The following is a 23,586-nucleotide window of genomic DNA, read 5'->3' on the forward strand; positions in this document are numbered from 1 at the left end:
TGATCCGGCAGTCGGCCACCTGAGCCGACTGCCGGACGAGTTGACTGATCGTACGGAGCTTCTGCCTACTTCTTCTCGACGTTCCAGAAGACCATCGCGGGTGCCTGCACCCAGCCGGAGATGTTCTTTCGATAGGCCGGCGGTTGGATGTAGAGGCCAAGGGGGATGTAGGGCAGCGTCTCATAGGCGCGATCATGGACCGCCTGCGCCAGTTCCTTCTGCTTGACGGGGTCGGACTCTCGTGCAAATGCCGCACGCAACCTTTCCATGTCAGGGTCAGCGGGCCAGCCGAAGAAGCCGCCGTCCTTTACCCCTTTTCCGCGAACATAATTGTTCGAAATCGGGTTCATCAGCTCGGCAACTGCCTGCGCTGTGTGAAAGATATTCCAGCCGCCCTGGTCGATCGGACCGGAGTTGGCGCGGCGCAACACCATCGTTTGCCAATCCATCGACTGCAGATCGACGTTCATGCCGATGTTGCGCAGCGCCTGCGCTGTCACGGGACCGAGTGGCGCGACAATCGCCACGTCGGTCGGCTGAAGGATAACTATCTTTTCGCCTTTGTAGCCGGCGTCCTTCAGCATCTGCTTCGCTTTGCCGATATCAGGCTTGTTGAGCAGAACCGCACCCTTGGAGGACTCGAATGGCGTCCCACAGCCGAAGATCGCGCCACATGCCTTGTAGTATTCCGGGTCGCCGACCTGCGCGAGGAGATAGTCTTCCTGGTAAATCGCATTCAAGACGACCTGTCTCATCTTCGGATTGTCGAACGGCGGCTGCGCAGAATTGAACCGCAGTATGGATACGTGTGCGAGCGGGTTGCGATCTTTGACGACGATGCTCTTGTCGGCCTTCAGCGCCGGCAACAGATCATGCGGCGGCATTTCCCAGACATCGATCTCGCCACGCAGCAGCGCGTTCATTGTCGTCTGCGCGTCGCCGATGACGACCCACTCGATGCGGTCGACCTTCGCAACCTTGCCGCCCGCCAGTCCACTGGCGGGTTCTGATCTGGGCTTATAGTCTGCGAACTTCTCATAGACGGCCTTGACTCCCGGTCGCCACTCTTCCGTCACAAGCCGAAACGGCCCCGAGCCAATGTACTCTGTAATCGCCTGGTTCGCGGGCGTATCCGCGATCCTCTTCGGCATGATGAACGGAACGTTCGAACTTTGCTTGCCGAGGGATTCCAGCACCAGGCCATACGGCTCCTTCAGTTTCATCCTGAAAGTGCCGTCGTCAACCTCCTTGAGTTCGTCGATGAACGTGAACAGCGTCTGCCCCATACCATCGACCTTGCTCCAGCGATTCAAGGACGCAACGACATCGGCAGACGTCACGGGCGCGCCATCGTGAAACTTCAGACCGCTGCGCAATGTGAACGTCCAAGTCAGCTTGTCCGGGCTGATCTCGTATTTCTCGACCATCTGCGGCTGCACCTTGAGCGCTTCGTCGGTCGAGAAGAGAGTGTCATAGATCATGTAACCATGATCGCGCGCAATATAGGCCGTGCTCAGGATCGGATCGGTGATCCGAAGGCCGGCATGCATGACGACGCGCAACGTCGTCTTCTGCTGCGCATTCGCCGCAGGGGGACAGCTCATACTTGCAATCGCCGCTGCAATTAAACCGAAACCGAACGCTCGAAATAATTTCATCTCCCCATCCCTGCTTTGAATGTATCTCTTGCTCCGACGCCCCCGATCGCAGGAGCACTGTTCTCTCATCAAGAACCATGCCATCCATTTTAGTGTTTGTTTCTCAGACGTTTAAGCGTGAGGCGCGCTCCGGCTGATGCAGCAGCGCATCACTATTCGCATCACCATCCTCGGTGTCAGGCCGATCGTCTGCCCTGCCCAAGCGTCAAACGGCGCCGTGCACGCAAAACCTCCGCGATCGTAGTCGTTTCGCCAACGTCTAGGGCACGCCCCACATTGGCTCTATTCGGCACACGACTTGCACGCCCAACCGCCGCACGAGCGACGAGGCGCGGCGATCTCAGACCGGCCCGCCGCCACTTCGGCGCATGCGATGCGCTTTCGTGCACGGATCGAAGCTGGCGATACGTGGGATGGACGCCGAGTGATGAAGAGCAACAGGATATTTGCGCCACCTCAAGACTACTACTATCTGCGCTTGCTCGAGCTCGGTCCGTTTCAACGTCGCGCTCGTGGCGGCTGGCGGTTCGGAACAAAGGTCATCAATGACGCAGTGATCGAACGCCTTATTGCCAGTGGCAAAGCTATTCTCAATAAAGATCTCGTATGCTTGGCTGACCCAACCAAGAAATGACCGGCTCTCACGAAAGCCAAGCCGGCCTCGGAGGCGTGTTATCGCTTCAATTGGGCGATATGTCTGGCTTGCCCTCAATAAACGCCTGTTTCATAGCCCGCTCGAGGTCTTCCCCGCCAAACGTACCGCGTTGCACGCGCCAGCATCGTCTTATGAGCGTCGGCCGCCGGGGGCTCGAGATTTCTCGGCGGCCACTGGTAGCCGGCTCAAGACTCGACCAACGATGGATCATCACACCAGAACCGTGACTTCGTTACCACTTGCTTCGTCGGAAGCGCCTGGTGATCAACGATCAAGCCGTCCTTAACGATGGTGTCGATGTTGGCGTAGGCTTTGAGGTCCTGCAGAGGGTTGCCATTCAGGATCAGCAAATCGGCAATCTTGCCAACCTCAATGGTGCCTAGGTCATCAAGCTTTCCGTAGGCCTTGGCGACATCGCGAGTCGCCGCAAGCAGCATCGCCATCGGCTTCATACCCATTTGCGACATAGCAACAAACCAGTTGAGGTGATCCTTACCCAGCGTGAAGGACCGCTCATCCAACTCTTCCTCGGATAGCTCGGCAAGAATGTCTGGATCTGTGCAGCCTGCATCTGTCCCCATCAGAATCGGTCCATCGGCCTGAATCAGCCTTATGGCGTTCTCCCGATGCACACCGCCTGCGCTCTTAGCCCATCGCCCCCCTTTTTTGTCCAGCGCTTTCTGGTATTTCTCAGTCGATGGTTGAATCTCGCCCCAAACGCATTTGCGAACCATGTCTTCGAGCGTCGACTGGGGAATCGGCACTTGTCCGGTGATCGTGCAATGCATCATGGCGTCGACCTCAAGATCGATAGCCGACTGCAAGCTCTCTACCGATGTCGTGTGAGTAACCACGGGAAGCCCTGCGCGACGCGTCTCTTCCACAATGATTCTTTGCACGCGCTCCGAGAACGTTAGATAAGGTCCGATTGGACCGAGGGACTGATAGGACGGCCCGATTACAATGTGATCGCTTATGGCGAACTTTAGGAAATCAATCTCCTTCGTAAGATAATCCCGAACTATCGCCCGTACTTCTTCCGGCGGAAGTGCACTGAGACGCCGGCCGACGCCCGCTTCAAACAGCTTGTCGGATCGATCTGCGAAGGTCTTGCTCATTGTAGGTCGGCATTCGAGACAAAAGTCGCCGCTAAAGGGACCGCCCATTCCAACAATGTTGCCGGCACAAAAAATCCGCGCACCGGCAACGCGGCCTTCGTTGATGCGTTTCCTGGCGAGCTTGACGGGCTCAAGAGCGTTCCAGGTGTCGAAAACCGTTGTCATCCCTGCCTTCAGAGCAATCTGAGCGGCCTCTTCTATGACCTCATGATAGCGGCCCTCGAACCGCGCCAGATATTCTACACCTCCATGCCCCATCATCATGATGCCGTCGAGGAGATGTACGTTCGAATTGATCAAGCCGGGAATCACGTGTTTTCCCCGACCGTCGATCGCGCGAATGTCTTTGACCGGAACTTCTCGCTGCCCGTCCGGCCAGATCCCGCCGAAGCGCCCCTTGTCTATCCAAATCGTCATGGGACGATCTGCGAAAGCGCCCGTTCCGTCGATGAGATTGCACCCTGTGATGATCAGCGAGGCTGTGGTCAACTTGATCTCCAAAATCTCGAGTTTAGGCCGCTCGATTTTTTTGCTTTGTCTTTCTGCAACGAGTCGCGGCTGCTGCGGGCATTGGTGTGAACTCACACAATGATCGCCGCCCCTCCAGGCCAACACCCCAGTTCGAGTCTGGACCGGTCAGCGGTCTTGCAGGCCGTCGTCGTGTACGACGGTCGAATTGCATGGCTGCACGCGCCGCGCGATCATCAACACCAGCAATTGCCGTGCCAGCACAGAGACGTTTGTAGGTGCAAGATTTTTTAAGCGAACATCTCAGAACCACGGCATTTTTGCAGCGGTCGTTGGATTTTTGCATCGCGCGAATTGAGCTCGTATTTGGCGCGACGCGCCGCCGAGGCCTCCCGAAGCTGTACATGCTACCTGCCTCGAGCAATCGGTGCCGCCGGCAATTGAACCGCCGAACTGGATCCTGCGCCTCCAAAGCCGCCTGCGGAGCGCCACATTCGGCGCCCCGCCGTACGACCTCAGCCTGCCAGCGATCGACAGCAACGTTTTAATTGCGCGAATGTTACGGCTCGGCCCGCACTGGGGGCTGATGCAGATCAACGATCGCCACTGCGATGAAGGTAACGACAACGCAGGCGGCGATGACGGTGAAGAAGGCCGTGGTCCCGTAGTTGAGGGCGAAAGTGCCGACGTAAGCACTGACGATGGCCCCTGCTCTGCCGAAGCCAGCCGCCGCGCCTACACCAGTCGAGCGGACGTTTGTTGGGTAAACGTGGGCAGCCAGCGCGTATAACGACCCCTGCGCGCCGAGCAGGCAGAATCCTTCGATACACAGAAGCGCCATCAGCAACGGTTTGGTCTCAGTTGACAGTGGCATCCCTGCTAGGATCGCAGCGCCGACAGCCGCCGCACCGGCGACGGCCAGGATCGCGATCCGCGTACCGTAACGGCCGATCGTCCAACCGGTGACAACGCAACCGGCGACGCCGCCGAAGTTGAACAATGCAAGACCGAAGCTCGCGGTCTGCAAATCGAAGCCTTTGCTCGTCAACAGTGTGGGAGCCCAGGCGTAGAGAACGTAGACCGGCAGCAAGCAGAAGAAGAATGCGATCCAAAGCGCTACCGTTGTGCGACGGAGGCTCGCAATGAAAAGTGCTCCGACCGACGCGCGCTCCACGCCGACAGCCCTGCGGTCCACGAAGACACTGGATTCTGCAGCCGTATGGTCGAGGATTCGGACGGACCTGGCCACCTTCTTCGTGTCAGCACCGCGAGCCAACAAATACTGCGGGGATTCCGGCAGTTTGATCGCAAGAAGCACCGCAACGATCATCGGCAATGCACCGCTGATCGCGAACAAGATCCGCCAGCCGTATTCCGGCAGCAGCTGTGCCGCGAGCACGCCGCCAATCATGCCGCCGATTGGGATGCAAACGATCCCGAGCATGACGGAAAGGCTGCGGTTTCGCTTCGGCGTGAATTCTGCAATCAAGGCGGTTGCTCCTGGGAGCGCGCCGCCTAGGCCCAGGCCCGCCAGAAATCGGCACAAGCTGACCTCGTTGACGCCATGTGCGCCAGCGATCGCCAGGGTTGCCGCCCCGAACAGAAACACCGACGCGATCAGAGCGACCTTGCGCCCCAGCCAATCTCCGACGAGTCCCCCGATCGGCGTGCCGATCGTCATGCCGACGAATCCAAGCGCCAGCGCCGGAGCAAAGTCACCGCGCGTGACGTTCCATTCCTTAATCAACGAAGGAATGGCGAATCCGAGAATCTGATTGTCCAGACCATCGAGAATGATGGCCAGCGCACACAGGAGCAAAACCTGCTTCCGCGAGGTACTCCATACCCCCTCTTCCGCTAGAACTCCGATGTCGATGACCGGCTGCGTCGTCGTTTCTAGAACTTGTGTCGTCATTTGGTTCCCCCCTTTAGTGCGGATTGTTGAAATCGTTCCTTTGCAAATTGCGCGACGCGGGCCTCCCAAGGCCCTCGGTGGACTCCGCCGCGTCCGTCACGTCAGCCTCCGCGGCCTTCGATCGTGCAGCCTCCATTCGAGCGGCGCTCAACGTGTTGGCAAGCAGACATGCGATGGTCATTGGCCCGACCCCGCCGGGTACGGGCGTGATCGCTCCGGCAACGTCGATCGCCTCCTCGAAAGCGACGTCGCCGACAAGCTTTTCGGTGCCTGCGCCGGACTTGATCCGCGTGATACCGACGTCAATCACCGTCGCGCCCGGCTTGATGAACTTGCCGCGAATCAGACCGGGGACACCGGTCGCGACGACGAGGATGTCGGCGTCCTTGCATCGTCGCTCGAGGTCGGTCGTACGGACATGCGCAATGGAGACCGTGCACAGCTCCTGCAGCAAAAGCCGCGCCATCGGTCGGCCAACGACGTTCGAGGCGCCCACGACCAGTGCTCCGAGCCCCGCAATGTCCTCGTGCACCGACTTGATCAAGCGCATCACGCCGAGCGGCGTGCAGGGAACCAAAGCGCCTTCCATGCCGGCCGCGATCCGTCCGACATTCACCGGATTAAACCCGTCGACGTCCTTGTCGGGACGGATTGCCGTTACGACGCGTGCCGTATCGATGTGGGGCGGCAGTGGAAACTGGACCAATATGCCGCTCACCGCCGGATCATGGTTCAACTGCTCGATCAGATCCAGAAGTTGGCGCTGCGTTGTGGCCGCATCGAGCACGAACCGGCGCGACCGCATGCCGACGGCTTCAGTCTGCCGCACCTTGTTCGAAACGTAGATGTGGCTGGCAGGATCGTCGCCGATCAACACGACCGCCAGTTCCGGGACGGCTGTCCCGTCGCGGACGAGCGCGGCGACGCCTTCGGCCACTTCCTTTCGAACCTCGGCGGCGAGCGCCTTTCCGTCGATGATGCGCGCGGTCATGGCAGGGTTCAGACCTTGGAAAGGTCTGCGCGCCGGTTGTCCTTCTTGTAGGGCGCCGGAGCGACCTTGGCGCGGATGTGCTTTTGTCGGCGTCCGGGTTCGCCCCAGACCACCACGACTTCGGTGCCGATCTCGGAATGATCGACGTCGATGGTGCACAGCGACAGCATCTCGCGAAAGAAGTAGCTGTATCCCCGCGACGTGGTCACCCCGACGTCCTTTCCGCCGCTCAGCACGCGATCGGCGTACATGAAGCCGCGCTGGTCGCGTGGCATTTCCATGTACTGGTAGGGCTCCTGCTCCTTCCGGAAGAGCGAGGCGTGGACATCTGCCACGTCGTCTCCGTTCCAGACCAGCGTACGGATCGCGCGTCGCGGATTGGCGACTTCCTCCTCGATAGCCGCACGCCCGATGAATTCATGGTCGAACTTGACGTTCTTGGCCCACCCGAGTTCGACCGGGCTACGGTACCAATCGCGGATGTCGTCCGACTGGAAACTGCCGGCGATGTTGAACGTCGACGCAAAGCCCGGCATCGCGGCGCGGAATTCGTCCTGGTACTCCTTCATGTCCTCATCGAAGATCGCGGGCATGTAGTCGGTGACGATCGTCGGGAAGCAGGCTTCGAGATGGTTGATGAAGATCGCGCGGCCACCGACCCGGCGGAGGCCAAATTCCTGGCCGGCGGCGACAATGGCGTCGTAGACCGCGGCGGCTTGCGTCATGGGTCCCTGCAGTTCGAAGCCGATCTCACCCGACATGCCCTGCCGCAGCGCGAGCATCTTGCACCCAGCGATCTCGATCTCACCCGAATGCATGAACTTCACGTCGCGCAGCGACTGCTTCGAGACCTTCTCAAGGAGCGCGAGCGATGTCGGGCCCTGGACCTGGAAATTGAACCAGTCGTCGGCCGCCGACGTCACGTTGTAGTTGCCATGGCGCCGGATGTAGTCGACCCAGAAGGTTCCACGTCCGAACAGCATGAATTCGTCGTCCGAGAGGCGCGTGAGAATGCCTTCCGCAATGACCTTGCCCTGCTTGTTGGTGTGGATCACATGCTTCGACTGCCGGACGTCGAACTTAGTGAAGCTATTAACGGATGTGTCCGAGAACAACTTCAGACAATCGGGTCCCTTGAAGCGCCGTTCCCAGAGGAACGACCAGTCGCCGATCGCGCAGGTCTCCTTCCAAGACATGCTCTCGTCGATCCAGTCGGTATATTCCGGAAGGCCCCAGCGTGAGGTGAAGTAGCCTTCGGGCGTCCTGCGCATGCCCTTGGGTGTCAACATGATATCGTCTCCGTTTGTTCAGTCGGCGAACACGATCGTCCGTTCGCCGTTGATGATGATGCGATCCTCGAGGAAGAGGTGGACTGCGCGCGAAAGCACCCGTCGCTCGATATCGCGCCCCTTCCGGATCAGGTCTTCCGGCGTGTCGCGGTGGCTGACGCGTTCGACGTCCTGTTCGATGATCGGACCTTCGTCGAGATCGCTCGTTGCGAAATGTGCGGTCGCGCCGATCAGCTTCACTCCGCGCGCATGCGCCTGATGGTAAGGTTTGGCACCCTTGAACCCCGGCAAAAAGCTGTGGTGGATGTTGATGCAGCGCCCCGCCAGAAAGCGCGAGAGATCGTCCGACAGGATCTGCATGTAACGCGCGAGGACGACGAGATCGGCGCGCGTCTCGGCAACAAGCGCCTTGATCTGCCCCTCCTGCTCCATCTTTGTTTCCTTCGTGACCGGAAGGTGATGGAAGGGAATGTCGCCCACCAGGCTGACCGTAAGCGACGAGCGCGGATGGTTGGAGACGATCCCGACGATATCCATATGGAGCTCGCCGAGCCGGTGGCGGTAAAGAAGATCGCCGAGACAATGGTCGACTTTCGAGACGAAAAGCAGCACACGCTTGCGTTCGGCCTGGGACCGAAGCTTCCACTCCATCCCGAACTTCCGGGCGATCGCCTCGATCCCGCTCCGCGCCGCCTTGGATCCCTCTTCCGAGAGGGCGACCGCGACCCTCATGAAGAAACGTTCGCTCATGATCTCGTCGACCTGCGCTGCCTCGACGATGTTGCCACCGTTTTCAAACAGGCAGCGCGAGACGTCGGCCACGATGCCTGGCACGTCGCGGCATGACAGCGTAAGGATGTAGGTAGACTTCGATACAGTCTCAGAGAGCATAGATTGATGGTTCCTCGCGGCCACGAACGACCGTTCCGGCAGCACCGATGTGGCGAGCGGATGTTACAAAGACTGAGAGGTCGGCCGAGGAAGGCGAGCGAGGTATCCCTAGGATTACGCCTCTGATTTCCCTCCCTAGGTCGTCTCTGCAGGACGTTGCTGGGGCACCATCGCGTATAATGTCGCCATTGAAAATCCCGGATTATTCAATACAAGCTATCAGCATTATGGATATCAGACGACTGGATCTAAACCTTCTTCTGCTGCTCGATGGACTGTTCCGGAGCCAGAATCTGTCGGCAGTTTCGCGTCAGCTTGGCATGAGCCAACCCATGGCCAGCGCAGGTTTGCGAAAGCTTCGGGACTTCTTTGACGATCCGCTATTCCTATCGACCGGGCGCGGCATGCGGCCTACGCCGTTCGCGGAATCGATCGCAGAAGCGGTGCAGACCGTGCTTTCGACGGTCGACCAACAGATCCTGCGCAAACCCCGCTTCGTCCCGGAGGAGAGTACTCGCGTCTTCACGGTCACGACGTCCGACATCGGCGTTTTGATCTTCATCCCGCCGATCCTGCAACGGATTCGAACGATGGCGCCCGCAGCCAGTCTGCGATGCGTGCCGACGTCCCATGAGCAGCTCGAAGACGCGCTCGAAGATGGCGAAATCGATCTTGCGATCGGCTACTTTCCAGACCTCGTCGGTCCGAACATCATTACCGAAGACCTGTTTGATCACCCCTTCACCTGCATCGTCCGAAAGGACCATCCGACAATTGGCGATACTCTGTCTCTCGAGCAGTTCCTCGCAGCGGACCATATCGTCGTCAATCAGCAGGGACGCAGCCAGGAGATCTTCGAAAGGCGAGTCAGGGAGCTCAAGCTGCAGCGCCGCGTCGTGCTGCACCTGCCGCATTTCATGAGCGTGCCGCAGTTGGTTGCGACAAGCGACATGATTTCCATCGTGCCATTCTCGCTTGGTGCCTGGTACGCGGATGCGGGCTTGAAACTCTTGCCGCCGCCGGTCTCCATACCTCTAATCGAACTCAGGCAGCACTGGCATCGTCGAATGGACAATGAGCCCGCCGTCCGTTGGCTTCAATCGATTGTGGCCGAGGAGTTGCGCGAGAGAGACCCAGCCCTGGCGATGTCTGCCGATTACGCCAAGTCACGCGCCAAAGCAGCACAACCTGCTATTGCCGGACGACCTGCGTTCAAGGAACGACCTGCATAGGCCTCGGTTTGTGACGATCAGCAACCTCCGGAAGGGTCCCCAGTCCGGTTGCTTCCTCGTCTTGTCAGCCGCATCGTCGGTTCTGCGCTCCGCGACCGATTTGGATTGTGCTCGGAGGGACGACGGTCGATTGCCGCAGTCTGCGGATATTGGTTTCCTCATCCTCTCATCGACGCAACGACAAGCTGGCGCCATCTACTGAGATACATGAACAACGGATGGATCTTCGAGCCTGTCTTGCCTCGGGCGACTTCGATTTGATGTGTTATTTCGACGGCAGTCGAGAAGTACAGATCAACGCGGTCGTAAATAGATTGTCCGGACGATCGCCAATACATTGAACGAGCTCTTGAGGAGGCATTGCGGGATTGCCGCAGTAGATGCGCATGAAGTCGGTTGCGAGATCGAGCTTTCGTGGCTCGCTTGCCTTGCTCCATTGTGCTCCAGTCAAATAGAGGAGCGAGCCAGGCCCCTCATCTGAGCCATTCTCTGCCGCCGCGACAACACGTGGGAGGAGAAGAAAAATCGCAAACAAGCTTGGCCTCACTGCGTCCGCCCCGTAGCCGGCGGAACGTCCAAGGCCGGGCTCTGATCAAAAAAATTGAACGGTCGCAGTCGAAAGCTGTGCCACAGGCCTGGCATAACTGGCCAGTCCTCTGCACGCGGCACATGTCGAAAGCCAATCGTGTACCAGAGCACGAGGTCGCGGCCGTCAATCGATCGTTGTGCCTGAACCCATTTTGGCAAGCCGTCTGCGTCCGGGTTCTCGTTCGGATAGGGACCAGAGGCAAATCGCTGATCGGCGGCATATGCGGTGGCCCATAACGGGTAAGCTGCGAAACCGGCGCGCACCTGCAACGGATCGTCTGGAGCAAGAATAGATGCCGCCGTATGCCCCGGAAGAAGCTGATATCCGGTTGGATATCCCTGGGCATTTCGTCGGGACGCGCTTTCCACGCGAAACTGGGCGGCACTCAGGGGAAGAGCGATCGGACCTTCGGTCAGCACGGGACTGCGTTCGACCTGCCAAAGAGATCGACGAGAGCCGTCCACAGATATCCGCCTCGGTACGAATCGATCCTCGACGAAGCGGTTATCCGTTCCGTCCACGTCCATGTCGATACGAAAAGACATGTAGTGATCGTGATTGACGGCAATCAGGCGCTTGGCGACAAGCGTACCATTCGCTGTCTCGGCTTCAGCGCCGGGATCGGCCAGGGTCATGACCGCCGCGCCCTTTGTTGCATCGATCCCATAGGCCCCGAGCTTGACGTCGATGTCGCCGGCCTGCCCGAACACATAATCGACCAAATAGTCGTAGTTGCCGACGACCGGAGCCATTCTAACCACGAGTTCAGTGGTGGGCCGCATCTCGTAGGTCCCATTTACCGCCTCATCATGCCTCCAGAGAGGATCACCGGTGGGACGTTCAAAGATGCAGACCGCCCCCTTCAAGCCGATTGGCTCGCCCTTCGCATCGGCAATCGTGACGTCCAGAAAGGCTGCACTCGCGGGGCAGTCCTCCCCGGGGCGCAACTGTGTTGATAGCAGTCCAAATCCATATTCGCCGATGTCCATGTAACCACGAAACGCCCAAGTCGGAGCGGGATCCATGTATGGCACGAACATTTCGCTGGTAGATATCTGATAGGCAATATCGCGGAAAACACCGCGATCCCGATAGCGGATCAATGACAATACGGCACCCAGCCGCGGATCGAGCCGCACGTGAAACGACCAATTGTCCCAGTGCACCTGCCCGCCATCGATCGTAACATTCGTACCTTGGGGCGCTGCGATCTCGACGGGCTTGGGAACCGCTCGACCATGCTCAGACTTCTTCCATGCATGGCTCGGCGTCTCGGGAGGTGCCGGCACGACGCCAAGATCGATGACTGACGTCACCTCCTTGTTGGTTAGGTCGACGGTCGCCATTACGTTTTCGATCGGTTTGCCCCACAGATTGTTCTCCGCCCCCGACCTGTCAACACACGGGACATTCAGCAGCCGTCTTTCTGCAAGGGCCGGATCGAGGACCGGACCCACCGTCAGCGGAAAACAGACGACATTCGCGAAATCGCTAATGTTGCGTTTCGCCATTGCGGCGCGCCAGCGCGGATCGGCCTTGACGACGTCTGGAGCAGCAAGGAATTCGTCAAGTGTGAGCGCGGCTTGCCGACGATCGACCTGAGCAATGCTCGTGAGTACGCTTGCCTTCAAATCGAGATGAGCTTCGTAGAGCTTTGCGTCGGCAATGAGGACGGCGATCGCTCGCCGTTCATAGGGCTTGCCTGGTGTCCAGCCGCGGACTTCACTCTTCGCGACCTCATCGAGCGTGAGGGAGACGAGTTTGTCTGACCGGCCAAGTTTTCCGGCCCTGCGCAGCAGTTCAGCCGCAGTGCGAATTTCAGCGGAGGTCAGCGCGTCCATTGGATGATTTGCTTGAAGCGAGGCCGCAAATCGCTGCTCGGCCGCGGCGTGGCCGCCGTACAATGCCGCGACGATGGCAATCGCGCGCCCAACAACACCAAACGGAGACGTTTTCGCGGGTTGCATCTCTACACTCCAATCGTGCGCCGAAAGCACTGCCTGCTCAGCATAGTGTCCGCAACTAGCGGGCGCAGCAAGTCGGCGAAGCTTCGTACACCTTCTTCCCCTGAAAGTAGGTGGTCACGACCTGCGTCTTGTGAATCTCGTTCGGAGAAATCTTGAACAGATCTCGATCGAGTACCACCATGTCCGCCGACTTGTTCACTTCGATACTGCCTGTGACCGTACCTAGGCCCATCGCCGCTGCGCTATTGAGCGTGTAAATTCGCAATGCCTGATCGAGTGAGACACCTTCATTAGGCCCAAGCACGCCGGAAACGGCTCCCTCCGGGTTGCGCCGGGTCACGAGTCCTTCGATGCCAACCCATGGATTGGCGTGAGGTTGAGCGGCCGGCCAGTCGGACCCGCCCGCAACCAGCGCCCCTGCCTTCAAGAGACTGGCGATGGGCAACATGGCCCAAGCGCGCTCATGGCCCACGGTTCTCTCGATCGCCGGTGTGAACGGGTGCGGAAACCAGAGCATTGGCGAGACGTCGGCGGCGACATTCAGTTCGGCGAAGCGCTTGTAGTCAGCCGGCGAAACGAAGCTCAGATGAGCGATCTGGTGCCGTGGGCCGTTTGGGCCGTTCCGGCGGCGCACCTCCTGCACGGCATCCAGGACCAACCTGACCGCGCCGTCGCCAACCGCGTGCATTTTCACCGGCACGCCCCGCTTGTCGAGTTCGGTTAACCGCTCGATCAATTCCGGCAGAGTGAAATTGGGTGCACCATAATAGTGATCACCATGCTCGTGAGATGGCAGATATGGCTCGAGCATCAGCGAAGTGTAGACCATCGGCACGCCATCGATCAGGAACTTGACGAAGTCCGGGCGAACCCGCTCGGTCCTCCAATCCTTGGCATCGTCCAACAGGCTGGGGTCCGGACTTCCGAGGACGCCGAGCAAATCCAGCGACGCCACCACTCGCAATTTCAATCCGCTGGCGGAACGATCGACCTCGGAATACGCTTTCAATGCCTCTCGAGGGACCATCGCATCCTGAATGCCGGTGATCCCAAAGCCGCTCAGGATATCGGCCGCCTCCCGGACCGCCCGACGCAGCCGGTCCGGCTGACGAGGCGGCGTTGCCTGTTTGACCTTCACCCAGGCCGGGAAGTCTTGAAGCAGCCCTGTCGGCTGGCCATCATCCATCGCGATATTGCCGCCGGCTGGTGACACTGCCCCCTGCCCGATCCCTACCTCGGTGAGCACGGCGCTGTTGACCCAGCGGTTGTGGTAGGTGTCGTCTCGCAGCACGACCGGATGCCCTGCGCTGACGGCGTCTAGACGCTTCAACGTCTCAATCTTACCCAATTGGGGAAGCAAGGCGCTGGCCCAGGGACCGCCAAGGACCCACTCCCCGGGCTGTGCCTGTTGCACGCAGGCCTGCACAGCCTGAATCACGGGGTCGAGTTGATCAGTGTACGGCAATGCGCAGGTGTAACGCGCGTCGTATGCTGCATCTAGCGCGTGCACATGGACATCGTTGATACCAGGCACGACCATGCGTCCGTTGAGATCGACGACCTGGGTCGAGGGCCCGACAAGGGCGGCTACGTCCTTGTCATCGCCGACTTCGACGATGACACCTCTGGTCACGGCAACGGCCGTCGCCCAGGGCTTATTCGCGCGCAACGTATACACGGCGGCATTCTTAAGGACCAGATCCGCTGGTTCTGCCAGGCTTGCGGTCGCGCTGGCCACGAGGAGGGCCACAGCTAGAATGGACTTCATCGGAGCAACCTCTCCAGAGTTGGGCGTACGCCCGCAAATCTGTGGTGCCCGAAATGCGCGATCAATCTGACCGGCTGGAACGATCCATTCTACTAGTAGAACGATCGGGTCTGGCTTCTCGGTCGACCCTGAGGAACGCTTTCCAAGACGATCTGGACACCCGCAACTCCCGTGCATTGTTCTCACATGGGACTGGAGCTCGCGTTCAGAATTGGCTTACTTCGTGGAAGCCGACGGACCGCTTCGGTCGCCCCTACATACCCGCAGCATCGCCAAGATAAAGCTGGTGCAGCAACTCGGGAGACTGCGCAAGTGCTGCACAGGGACCATCGTATACGATCCGCCCGCGTCGCATGACGTAGGCGCGATCCCCGATCGATAGCGCAAGCGCCGCGAACTGCTCAACAAGCAACACAGCGAGGCCTTGTCTGGCGAGTTCGCTCGTAGCCGCCATCAGCCTAGCGACGACGATCGGAGCAAGCCCGGCGGACATCTCGTCAATCATGATCACTTTCGGCTGCATCAGCAATGCACGGGCAATGACCAGCATTTGCTGCTCCCCTCCAGAGAGCAGCCCTGCAAGCACATTCTTCCGCTTTTCGAGCTCCGGGAAGAATACATAGGCCTGGCCTACGTCCACGTGTTTCGAGACCGCCCGTAAATTCTCCTCCGTGGTGAGCGTCCGAAAGACGGTGCGCCCCTGCTCGACGTGAGCAAGCCCCCTGCGCGCCCGTGCGCCGGGGCGCAAGCCATGGACGGCTTCTCCATTCAGCTCGATCGCGCCGCCGATGGTCGCCGCAATGCCCGACAGTCCTTCCAGGAAGGTCGTCTTGCCGGCCCCATTGGCCCCCAGCAGCACGCTCACGCTGCCACGTTCGACCATAATGCTGGCGCCGCGTACGACCGGAAGACCGGCGCGATTGACGACAATGTCCGAGGTCTTAAGTGCGCTCATGCCGCCTCCGTCTCGCCAATACCGAGATAGGCCCTCCTCACGATCGGCAGGTCGAGAACGGCGGAGGTCTTCCCCAACGCGATCACTGTACCGAAGTCGAGAACCGCGACGGATTCGCACGCGGCGCGCACCAGGTCCATGTCGTGGTCGACCAAAAGAACGGCGGATCCGAACACGCGGGGAATTTCGGCGATGCGCTTGGCCAGCAGAAGAGCTTCGTCATATGATTGGCCCGCCGCCGGTTCATCGAGAAGGGCCAGCACCGGACGGGCCGCCACGACGGCGGCGACGTCAAGCAGGCGCCGCGTGCCCACATCAAGCTTTGCCACCTTCAGGTCCGGGTCCGAACACCCGATCCAGGCCAGGGCTGCACGCAGTTGCCCGGCGGTTAGATCACCGGCCGCCAGCGTCAGATACGCTCCCAGCGAGAGATCAGGCGAAATTCGGTTCGTCTGCCAGGTGCGCCGGACACCCAGCCGCGCCCGTGCATGCGCGAGCAGCCCCTCGAGTGGGCGTTCCTGTAGCTCGATCCGTCCCTCGTAGTGCGCAAGGAATCCGGCAACGGCATCGATAAAGGTCGATTTGCCGGCGCCGTTCGGGCCGATCAGGCCGGTCACACACCGCGCCGGCACGTCAAGATTAATGTTGTCCAGCGCAATCACGGCGCCATAGCGCACCGTCAAACCACGCACAACCAATGCCGGCTTGTCGCCATGGTCGCGACTCGGCGGTAGGTCGGACCGGTTGAGTGAAACGGCTTCGACGAAACGCCGCGTTCGAAGACGGCCGTACCATCTCCTGAGGCCCTCGCTCATGCTCTCCCCAGAAGAGAGTGCCTGTACAGCGCCCACCGCGAACAAGACATTACCAATGTCTTGCGGCAGATCGAGCCGTCGCAGCAGTTCGGGAAATAATGTCACGAGCAGGCCGCCCAGGATCGCTCCCTCGGCATACTGCGCGCCGGTCATCGTTGCGACAGCGAACAGCGCCAGCGACCCGAACAGCGCAAAATTGTCGGCAACCAGAGTTCCGAGATAGCCGGCGAGCAATCCGCCCGCAACGCCGGCGACGAACGCACTCAGCGCGAAGGCGCCCAGCTTGGCGGAGGGAATACCGACGCCGTGGGCAGCGGCGGCCCGTTCCGAATGGCGGATGGACAACCATGACGAGCCCAGCCGTGAGCCAGCCACCAGTTCGAGGCCGCCGGCCATCAAAGCGAAGACGATCATTACGAAGACGAAGTATCCTTGGTCGGTCTCAAAAATCTCCGGACGTGGCACCTGGAGGAAACTCGTCTGGCCCGGAAACGTATTTGCGGCCAATATCGCGTCGAATGCCCCTGCAAAGCCCAGCGTGACGATAGCCAGATTGATGCCTCGCAGGCGCAGCGCTGGCACGCCGATCGCGATGCCGAACGGCATGGCCGCAAAGCCACCAATCAGTATCCACAAAGGCAGTCCGCCAGGTGCACCGGCAACATTGAGATAGCCAACCGTCCATGCACCGACACCAGCGAAGGAAAGTTGGCATAACGAGATCATGCCGGTACGCCCCTCGACGATCCCCAGACTGAGCAGGTTGATCGCCGTGATCAGCACAGCGGTTGCAAGGTAGACCCAATAGCCCGGTAGCGAGCCTGCTATGACACTTCCCATCACGATTGCGGACGCCGCAACAATACCTGCAGAACGAAGACTAGCGCGCATCATCAAAGCGCACCCCTCTCTGCGACCACAACAACACGCAAAGAATTACGAGGAACGGCACAGCGGCCCGGTATTCACCCAGTCCGGGTGTCGCCGCCGTGATGCCCTCCATCACGCCCATCGCGATTCCGCCGGCCAAAGTTGCCCAGAAATCACGAAAGAAGCCAATCAATGCCGCAGCAAGAGCCGGCACGACAAGCAGGCTCAACGCGAGAAAATTGGGAGCACGCTGCGGCGCGATCAAGATGAGCGCGAACGCAGTCGCAGCCCCGCCGACAACCCACACACATAACGACAGATTTCGTACCGGAATTCCAATCAGCTCGGCAGCCATCGGACGCTCGGATAGCGCTCTGAGCTGCAAACCAACGTGCGAACGGCTTAGGAACAGATCGGCACCAAGCGTAAAAAGAAGTGCGAGGATCAACGTCGCGAGAGACGCATTCGTGATTTCGACCCCCGCGAGCCGGAACGCCGAGCCTTCAAACAGCACGGGAAAGGCGTGGGGATGTTGGCCGCCTGTAATCCGAAGACCGATCGCCGCAAGACCTACGAGCAAGGCAACTGCGACAGCCGCCTTGGTCGAAGCCGCCGCGTCCGCGAACCAGTGTGTCATGATCCACCCGACGGCGCCGCCAACAACGCCGCCAACAACGATGCCTGCGAGCGTACAGGACCACAGAGGCAACCCGAGCTCGGCCGACATCGCGAAAGCAAACGCCCCTGCCGTACCGATGGCCGCGCCGACGAAATCGACGACAGCCACGAGGCGATACGTGAAGACCGCGCAGACGCCCAACAGGGCGTAGGTGCCTCCGGCCACAAGTCCGGCCACCGCCGCGGTAAAATAGCCGTTCATCCCACTCCCCAGTAACTGGCCGGATGGTCGTCGACACATCCGGCATCCCGTATCCGGCTCACTTTGCGGGCACAACCATCCAGTCCTTGGTCTCGACGGTCCAGCCGCCGTTCTGGAGCTTCATAACTTTCACGGCCTGCATCGGCGCATGGGTGGCGCCGGGGCCGAACACGAATGGCGAGCCGGCGAGTGGATAGGACTGCGGCATCATTGCGAGCAAGGCCTTGTTGATGCTCTCCCGCGTGACCGGGCCATCGATGCTCTTGATGACGTCGAGCATCACTTGCGCAGAGAGAAAGCCGCCTTGCGAGAAGGCCGTCAGCGGTTGCTTGGCCGCCGTCATCGTCGCGAGCCACTCCTTGTTAGCCGGCAGATTCTGCTCCGTGTACGGCTCCCACTCGGTGCCGACATATATCGACTGCTTGGAATCAGCCAACGCCTTGGCTACTTCCGCCGTGTAGCCTGGCGCTAGAAACAGCCAATTGATCCCTGAAATCTTCTGCGCGTCGGCGATCTTCATCCAGGCGACCACGGCCGGCTCGATCTCGTTGACCACCACCGCATCGCAGCCTGCGTCCCGCGCCTTGACGACGAACGGCGTAAAGTCGCCCGAGAGCGGAACCGTCAGGTCGACCAGCTTTGCCTTCTCCCCCGACACCTGCTCCCAACGCGCGATGGCCGCCTTATAGGCCTCCTGTGTTCCACCAATGATGACGAACATGGCGCAGACGGCTTTCGCCTTGAGCGCGCTGCTGGCAAAGAGCGCCATGGCGGTCGACAGAGTATAAGGCCCGACATTGACAGGCGCGATGTTCGGAGAATTAAAGCAAACTGGATCGACGCCAAGTCCATGGACGGAGAGCACATTCGCGCGTTTGTAGGTCGGCGCGTTCACGGCACACTCCAGCACGCTGGCGCTGCCGCTCATCGCCACAACTTTCTTGTTGTCGATGAAATTGCGGGCGGCTTGCGCGGCGACCTGGGGATCAGCCTTGTCGTCGGCGATCTCGTAGTCGATCTTGCATCCATTGATGCCGCCGGCTGCATTGACCGCATCATACATCGCTTTCGCCGCCTTGGGTACCTCGCTGAAATCAGCAGGTCCTGTAACTGTCGAAATCGCGCCAAGCTTGATCGCTCCTTCGGGACACGTCGGGCCGGCTGCATGCACCGAACCGGACCACAGGGCGCCCACGAAAATACCCCCGAGCAAAAACAGCTTTCCCAACGACATCGTCGCTCCCTCCGAGCAGAATCCCGATCACGCCGCAGGCCTACGCATCCACGCGGCATCTACGGCTGCGAATTTCGACAACGTGCTCTCGATAAGAGCGCGCTGGATACCTCGCGTAATGAAAACCAACCGCGTGCTCCGTTCTTTGCTGGGCCACGAACTGAGTTCGCTGGGAGGATGGAACACGTGCTGCACGCCATGGACGACGATGGGCGTGTCCGGCCGCTCCGCAATGTGGATCAGGCCCTTGAACCGCAGCAGATCCTCACCCTTCAGCATCGCGAGGTATTCGAGCCATTGCTTGAACGGTCCCCAGGCTATCGGGCGGTCGATCACTATTGAAAAAGTCGTGATGCCGTCGCCATGACGTAGGCCATGGCTGGGATGGGCGCAGCCCGGATCTTCGCAAGCTACATCATGAGCTTCGGCACGAAAGCCCGATCGTTCCGTGGCGCCCGTTGCCCACTTGAACCAGTTGACGACCTCCCCCGGCGCGGCGCGCGGACGATCCAGGCCGACTCCTACCAAGGCATCGGGAGGCGCGTCGCCGTCGCGGGAGCGGATCATCGTCGCGGTTGGATTTAACGCGGTCAGCCTGGCCAGTAGCGGCGCCAATGCGGTTTCTTCGATGAGATCTGTCTTGGTGATCAGCAGCCTATCGGCAACGGCCACCTGCTTGACGGCCTCGCGGTGCGCATTCAGGGTTGCAAGGCCATTCACGGCATCGACTGTCGCCAGCACGCCATCGATCCGATAGGCCTGCGCGAGTCGCGGCTCCGCAAGTAGCGAGTGCAGGATCGGCGCTGGATCGGCAAGACCGGTGGTCTCGATGACGACTCTCCGAAAATCGGGCAACAGGCCGGCCTCGGACCTGGCCACAAGACCGAGAAGCGTGTCCACCAAGTCGTTGCGGACAGTGCAACAGATGCAACCATTGTCCAGCAGCGCAAAGCGCTCCTCGGTCGTCTCGATCAGGAGGTGATCAAGGCCAATCTCGCCGAACTCGTTGATGATGGCTACGGTCCCGGCGAACTCGAGAGCCTTCAGGAGACGGGAAAGTGTCGTGGTCTTGCCACTACCAAGAAATCCCGTCAGCACAGTGACTGGACGAAGTTTGGCGTCATCAACGGCGCTCATAGACCGGCCGTCCTTCAAAGTAAGTTGTCTGCACCTTGGTGTCGGCGAGTTCGTCGACCGGAGTTTCGAACAGGTTCCTGTCGAGCACGAGAAGATCGGCCGACTTGCCCACTTCGATGGATCCAGTGACGCTGCCCATCTGCATCGCCCGCGCGGAATTGATGGTGTAGATCTGCAGCGTCGAGGCCAGATCAATGGCCTGCTCGGGCCACAGTGCCTCGTCGCCGAATTCGCCGGTGGGATTGCGCCGCGTCACCATACCTTCGATTCCTGTCCAAGGGTCGGGATTGGGGACTGCCGGCCAGTCGGTTCCACCAGCCATCAGCGCCCCCGATTCGAGAAGATCCTTGTTCGGCCAAAAGCGTTCGGCGCGCTCCTTGCCCATCGCGGCCCTATGGCCTTCGAGGAAGAAAGTCGGATACCAGATGATAGGAGAGAGATCAGCGATTGCGCCAAGTTCGGCGAAGCGCTTGATGTCGGCTGGCGTGATGTAGCTTGCGTGAGCGATCTGATGAGTGAGTTTGGTCGGCCCGTTGAAACCACGGACCACTTCGATTGCATCGAGCGCCTGGGTGACGGCGGCATCGCCAGTGCAGTGGATTTTCACGCTCATTCCCAGCTTTTCGCACTTGCCCAGCCAGCGGATCAGATCGGGTACGCTCATCATCATATCGCCGCGGAAACAGCAGCCACGAATAGGGTCGGCCGTGTACGGCTCGTGAAAGGCCGCGGTCTTGAAACCTGGCACGCCGTCGAGCAGGAACTTCACGAAGTCGGGCTTCACATGCCGTCCTCGGAGTTTTTCGCGAAGCTCGAACAGCTCATCGCCAAATGGACCAAACATGAAGGCGGGTTGCACTGCGGGCAACGAGCAGCCCGCCCAAGCGGTCAGAACGCCACGATCGTCCAACGCCTTGAGTGCTTCGGCCACCGGCCTGACCGAGAGGGCTTCTTGAAAGGCAGTCACACCGAAGGAATTGAGCATCTGCACCGATTTGGCGACTGCCGCTTGATTCATCTCGGACGTGTAGTGACCGGACTGATCGAGCGCGCGTTCGACTTCGGTAATGGCTGATTCAATCAGCATGCCGGTAAGCTCACCGGTCTGCGGATCTCGTCCGATCTCTCCTTGGGGCGGGTTGGGTGTGCTCTTGGTTATGCCAGCAAGACGCAGCGCCTCCGAGCTGCACCACCGATTGTGATAGGTTTCATCGCGCAACAGCACGGGGCGCCCCTGTGCAGCCGCGTCGAGCTTGGCGAGAGCCGCGCTTGTGTTAAGTGTGGGAAGCTTGTCAGATCCCCACTGCGCCCCAACAATCCACGCGCCCGGCTTTGACTTCCGAACCCATCCACTAACGGCATCGCAGATCTGATCGACATCGAGGGCGGACGTGAAATTGAGGTCGAACAGTTCTGCCTGACCGCCAACGAGCATGTGGACATGGATATCGACAATCCCCGGCATCGCCATGCTGCCCTTGAGATCGATGACCCGGGTATCCGGGCCGTTACAGCCGTTAACCGCCCGGTCGTCGCCGACGGCGATGAAGGAGCCATTGCGGATTGCTACCGCACTTGCCCAGGAACGTGTGGAATCGACAGTATAGATGCGACCATTGCGGAGGATAAGGTCTGCAGGCTGCGAAGCACTCATTAGGTAGTTTCCTTTGGAACGCCGTTGAGATGGCTGTTGGTGACTACGAAGGGGCACTGCAGCGTCTGGCTGTTCATCCGCGCGCATAGGCTAGTCATCGTCCGTAGAAGCGGTCCGCCACCTTGTGCGTCGAAGAGCTGGTCGAACAGGCGTCTGGTCTCGTCGGACAGGATTGGATCGAGCGACGTGCTGACCTCGACAAAGTCAGTACCAAGCTGCATGGTGCGTCCATCGCTGTGAGCGATCGCGTGCGTCGGCGCTGAAGGACGGTTCGATTACCAGCATTGGCCATCCGGCCCGGATCCGCCGCATGGCACCCTTCCGGAGCACCAGATCCATCGGCTCTGCCAAGCTTACGGGCGCACCGGCCACAATTATGGCTAGAGCCAAAATGAACTTCATCGCTGGACCTCTGCAGAAAGGGGCGCTCGCCTGCAAATCTGCGGCGCCGAAAATCTGCAATCAATCCGACAGGCCGGAACGCGCCGTTCTAACAGTGGAACGAAGACCGGGCATGTCCTTTCGACTCATCCCGGTGGGTGCCGGCCTAGATAATCAAGGAACACCCGCAATGCTGTCGGCATGCCGCTGCGGCTGGCGAACATGGCCTGAATGTAACCTGGTTGAAATTCCCACTGTGGCAGCAGGTGTTCGAGTTCTCCGCTGTTTACTTCATCGACGCAAATCAGGCGCGGCAACGCCGCGATCCCGACCGCATCCAATGCCGCCTGCTTGAGCGAGAGCAAGTCTTCGACGATCAACCGGGGACGAAGAGGTACCGTCCTGCGCTCGCCGCCACGATGCAACGTCCACTCGTAACGACTGTTGGAGTGCGGGATCGATAATGTTGGATGTCGAGAGATGTCGTCGGGCGCTTTTATGGCGTCTGCCCTGGCGAGATACTGCGGGCTCGCGACGAGAATGTCTGACGCTGTACCGAGGTTGCGTGCAACGAGACTCGAATCCTCGACGGGCGGCTGTCGAACCCGGATAGCAAGATCGATGGGCTCCTCCTGCGGATTAACCCGCCTGTTCGTCAACTTCAATTCAATGCGGACGAGCGGATGCTCCTTCAAGAACGACGGCAACAAGGGAGTTAGCCACAATTGGGCCAGCGTGATCGGACAGCTCACCCGCAGGGTACCTTGCGCCACCGGCGCCACCTTCCTGATGGTCCGGTAGGCCGCCCCCGCAAGATGCACGATCTCCTGACACTTCTCGTAAAAGTCCTGGCCGTGGGCCGTCAGCATCACACTGCGAGAACTGCGCTGCAGCAAGCGCGTCCCCAGACGCTGCTCCAGCTGAGCAATACGTCGGCTCAAGCGTGATTTCGGGATGTTGAGCGCGCGCGCTGCCGTGCTGAAGCCTTTATGCTCCACCACTCCGACAAAGAGCTGCATATCGTTCAGATCATCCACGGTTGCCTCTTCCTCCGGAAGGTCCCGCGTGCTTGTGCAGCGCCCATCTGAACTCGCCAGGTAACTTAGCGGATTCTCGCAT

At 60.0% G+C, this 23,586-nt stretch carries 18 protein-coding genes; 2 read left to right on the plus strand and 16 right to left on the minus strand.

Going from position 1 to position 23,586, the window contains the following annotated elements:
- Window positions 1-65: 65 nt before the first annotated feature.
- Window positions 66-1,658, minus strand: coding sequence for an ABC transporter substrate-binding protein (locus JQ617_RS24605; protein ID WP_212028538.1), 1,593 nt, complete (start codon window positions 1,656-1,658; stop codon window positions 66-68).
- Window positions 1,659-2,085: 427 nt separating this feature from the next.
- Here JQ617_RS24605 and JQ617_RS24610 point away from each other — a divergent pair, with 427 nt between their 5' ends.
- Window positions 2,086-2,292, plus strand: a complete 207-nt coding sequence (locus JQ617_RS24610; protein ID WP_212028740.1) for a hypothetical protein — start codon at window positions 2,086-2,088, stop codon at window positions 2,290-2,292.
- Window positions 2,293-2,498: 206 nt separating this feature from the next.
- On the opposite strand, the gene JQ617_RS24615 is transcribed toward JQ617_RS24610, so the two are convergent.
- From JQ617_RS24615 to purU, 5 genes are all read right to left on the minus strand, one after another.
- A complete protein-coding gene (locus JQ617_RS24615) occupies window positions 2,499-3,920 on the minus strand; it encodes an amidohydrolase family protein (RefSeq protein WP_212028539.1) in 1,422 nt (473 codons plus the stop codon).
- Window positions 3,921-4,458: 538 nt separating this feature from the next.
- Complete coding sequence (locus tag JQ617_RS24620) at window positions 4,459-5,814, minus strand: MFS transporter (protein WP_212028540.1); 1,356 nt, start codon at window positions 5,812-5,814, stop codon at window positions 4,459-4,461.
- 13 nt (window positions 5,815-5,827) lie between these two features.
- A complete protein-coding gene (folD, locus tag JQ617_RS24625; protein WP_212028541.1) occupies window positions 5,828-6,805 on the minus strand; it encodes a bifunctional methylenetetrahydrofolate dehydrogenase/methenyltetrahydrofolate cyclohydrolase FolD in 978 nt (325 codons plus the stop codon).
- Between the two features lie 8 nt (window positions 6,806-6,813).
- Window positions 6,814-8,094, minus strand: a complete 1,281-nt coding sequence (locus tag JQ617_RS24630) for a glycine cleavage T C-terminal barrel domain-containing protein (protein WP_249157462.1) — start codon at window positions 8,092-8,094, stop codon at window positions 6,814-6,816.
- 18 nt (window positions 8,095-8,112) lie between these two features.
- Window positions 8,113-8,985, minus strand: a complete 873-nt coding sequence (gene purU, locus JQ617_RS24635) for a formyltetrahydrofolate deformylase (protein WP_212028721.1) — start codon at window positions 8,983-8,985, stop codon at window positions 8,113-8,115.
- A 227-nt stretch (window positions 8,986-9,212) separates the two neighbouring features.
- Between purU and JQ617_RS24640 the strand changes: the two genes are divergently transcribed.
- Window positions 9,213-10,217, plus strand: a complete 1,005-nt coding sequence (locus JQ617_RS24640; protein WP_212028722.1) for a LysR family transcriptional regulator — start codon at window positions 9,213-9,215, stop codon at window positions 10,215-10,217.
- A 543-nt stretch (window positions 10,218-10,760) separates the two neighbouring features.
- On the opposite strand, the gene JQ617_RS24645 is transcribed toward JQ617_RS24640, so the two are convergent.
- The 10 genes from JQ617_RS24645 to JQ617_RS24690 form a co-directional block, all read right to left on the minus strand.
- Complete coding sequence (locus tag JQ617_RS24645) at window positions 10,761-12,773, minus strand: copper amine oxidase (protein ID WP_212028542.1); 2,013 nt, start codon at window positions 12,771-12,773, stop codon at window positions 10,761-10,763.
- 55 nt (window positions 12,774-12,828) lie between these two features.
- Window positions 12,829-14,541 carry an amidohydrolase gene (locus JQ617_RS24650; protein ID WP_212028543.1) on the minus strand — a complete coding sequence of 571 codons (1,713 nt, stop codon included), beginning with the start codon at window positions 14,539-14,541 and terminating at the stop codon, window positions 12,829-12,831.
- A 253-nt stretch (window positions 14,542-14,794) separates the two neighbouring features.
- Window positions 14,795-15,496 (minus strand): ABC transporter ATP-binding protein, encoded by a 702-nt coding sequence (locus tag JQ617_RS24655; RefSeq protein ID WP_212028544.1) that lies wholly within the window; start codon window positions 15,494-15,496, stop codon window positions 14,795-14,797.
- Window positions 15,493-17,205 (minus strand): ABC transporter permease subunit, encoded by a 1,713-nt coding sequence (locus JQ617_RS24660; protein WP_212028723.1) that lies wholly within the window; start codon window positions 17,203-17,205, stop codon window positions 15,493-15,495. Before JQ617_RS24660 ends, JQ617_RS24655 begins: the two co-directional genes overlap by 4 nt.
- Window positions 17,192-18,061 (minus strand): branched-chain amino acid ABC transporter permease, encoded by an 870-nt coding sequence (locus tag JQ617_RS24665; protein WP_212028545.1) that lies wholly within the window; start codon window positions 18,059-18,061, stop codon window positions 17,192-17,194. The genes JQ617_RS24660 and JQ617_RS24665 overlap by 14 nt, the downstream gene beginning before the upstream one ends.
- A gap of 58 nt (window positions 18,062-18,119) precedes the next feature.
- Window positions 18,120-19,295: an ABC transporter substrate-binding protein gene (locus JQ617_RS24670; RefSeq protein WP_212028546.1), complete on the minus strand. Its 1,176-nt coding sequence runs from the start codon at window positions 19,293-19,295 to the stop codon at window positions 18,120-18,122.
- A 27-nt stretch (window positions 19,296-19,322) separates the two neighbouring features.
- On the minus strand, window positions 19,323-20,432 hold the full coding sequence (locus JQ617_RS24675; RefSeq protein ID WP_212028547.1) for a CobW family GTP-binding protein: 1,110 nt from the start codon (window positions 20,430-20,432) through the stop codon (window positions 19,323-19,325).
- Window positions 20,419-22,086 (minus strand): amidohydrolase, encoded by a 1,668-nt coding sequence (locus JQ617_RS24680; protein ID WP_212028548.1) that lies wholly within the window; start codon window positions 22,084-22,086, stop codon window positions 20,419-20,421. The genes JQ617_RS24675 and JQ617_RS24680 overlap by 14 nt, the downstream gene beginning before the upstream one ends.
- Complete coding sequence (locus JQ617_RS24685) at window positions 22,086-22,307, minus strand: hypothetical protein (protein WP_212028549.1); 222 nt, start codon at window positions 22,305-22,307, stop codon at window positions 22,086-22,088. The genes JQ617_RS24680 and JQ617_RS24685 overlap by 1 nt, the downstream gene beginning before the upstream one ends.
- 306 nt (window positions 22,308-22,613) lie before the next feature.
- Window positions 22,614-23,504: a LysR family transcriptional regulator gene (locus JQ617_RS24690; protein WP_212028550.1), complete on the minus strand. Its 891-nt coding sequence runs from the start codon at window positions 23,502-23,504 to the stop codon at window positions 22,614-22,616.
- Window positions 23,505-23,586 lie beyond the last annotated feature (82 nt).

The sequence above is a fragment of the Bradyrhizobium sp. KB893862 SZCCT0404 genome (assembly GCF_018130885.1).
Classification (GTDB): Bacteria; Pseudomonadota; Alphaproteobacteria; order Rhizobiales; family Xanthobacteraceae; genus Bradyrhizobium; species Bradyrhizobium stylosanthis.

Excerpts from the sequence above, each read along its gene's own strand:
- JQ617_RS24665 (WP_212028545.1), bottom strand. The coding sequence starts at position 18,061 with ATGAACGGCTATTTTACCGCGGCGGTGGCCGGACTTGTGGCCGGAGGC.
- JQ617_RS24630 (WP_249157462.1), bottom strand. The coding sequence starts at position 8,094 with ATGTTGACACCCAAGGGCATGCGCAGGACGCCCGAAGGCTACTTCACC.
- JQ617_RS24650 (WP_212028543.1), bottom strand. The coding sequence starts at position 14,541 with ATGAAGTCCATTCTAGCTGTGGCCCTCCTCGTGGCCAGCGCGACCGCA.
- JQ617_RS24640 (WP_212028722.1), top strand. The coding sequence starts at position 9,213 with ATGGATATCAGACGACTGGATCTAAACCTTCTTCTGCTGCTCGATGGA.
- purU (WP_212028721.1), bottom strand. The coding sequence starts at position 8,985 with ATGCTCTCTGAGACTGTATCGAAGTCTACCTACATCCTTACGCTGTCA.
- JQ617_RS24610 (WP_212028740.1), top strand. The coding sequence starts at position 2,086 with ATGAAGAGCAACAGGATATTTGCGCCACCTCAAGACTACTACTATCTG.
- JQ617_RS24605 (WP_212028538.1), bottom strand. The coding sequence starts at position 1,658 with ATGAAATTATTTCGAGCGTTCGGTTTCGGTTTAATTGCAGCGGCGATT.
- JQ617_RS24680 (WP_212028548.1), bottom strand. The coding sequence starts at position 22,086 with ATGAGTGCTTCGCAGCCTGCAGACCTTATCCTCCGCAATGGTCGCATC.
- JQ617_RS24685 (WP_212028549.1), bottom strand. The coding sequence starts at position 22,307 with ATGCAGCTTGGTACTGACTTTGTCGAGGTCAGCACGTCGCTCGATCCA.
- JQ617_RS24620 (WP_212028540.1), bottom strand. The coding sequence starts at position 5,814 with ATGACGACACAAGTTCTAGAAACGACGACGCAGCCGGTCATCGACATC.
- JQ617_RS24670 (WP_212028546.1), bottom strand. The coding sequence starts at position 19,295 with ATGTCGTTGGGAAAGCTGTTTTTGCTCGGGGGTATTTTCGTGGGCGCC.
- folD (WP_212028541.1), bottom strand. The coding sequence starts at position 6,805 with ATGACCGCGCGCATCATCGACGGAAAGGCGCTCGCCGCCGAGGTTCGA.
- JQ617_RS24675 (WP_212028547.1), bottom strand. The coding sequence starts at position 20,432 with ATGAGCGCCGTTGATGACGCCAAACTTCGTCCAGTCACTGTGCTGACG.
- JQ617_RS24655 (WP_212028544.1), bottom strand. The coding sequence starts at position 15,496 with ATGAGCGCACTTAAGACCTCGGACATTGTCGTCAATCGCGCCGGTCTT.
- JQ617_RS24645 (WP_212028542.1), bottom strand. The coding sequence starts at position 12,773 with ATGCAACCCGCGAAAACGTCTCCGTTTGGTGTTGTTGGGCGCGCGATT.
- JQ617_RS24660 (WP_212028723.1), bottom strand. The coding sequence starts at position 17,205 with ATGATGCGCGCTAGTCTTCGTTCTGCAGGTATTGTTGCGGCGTCCGCA.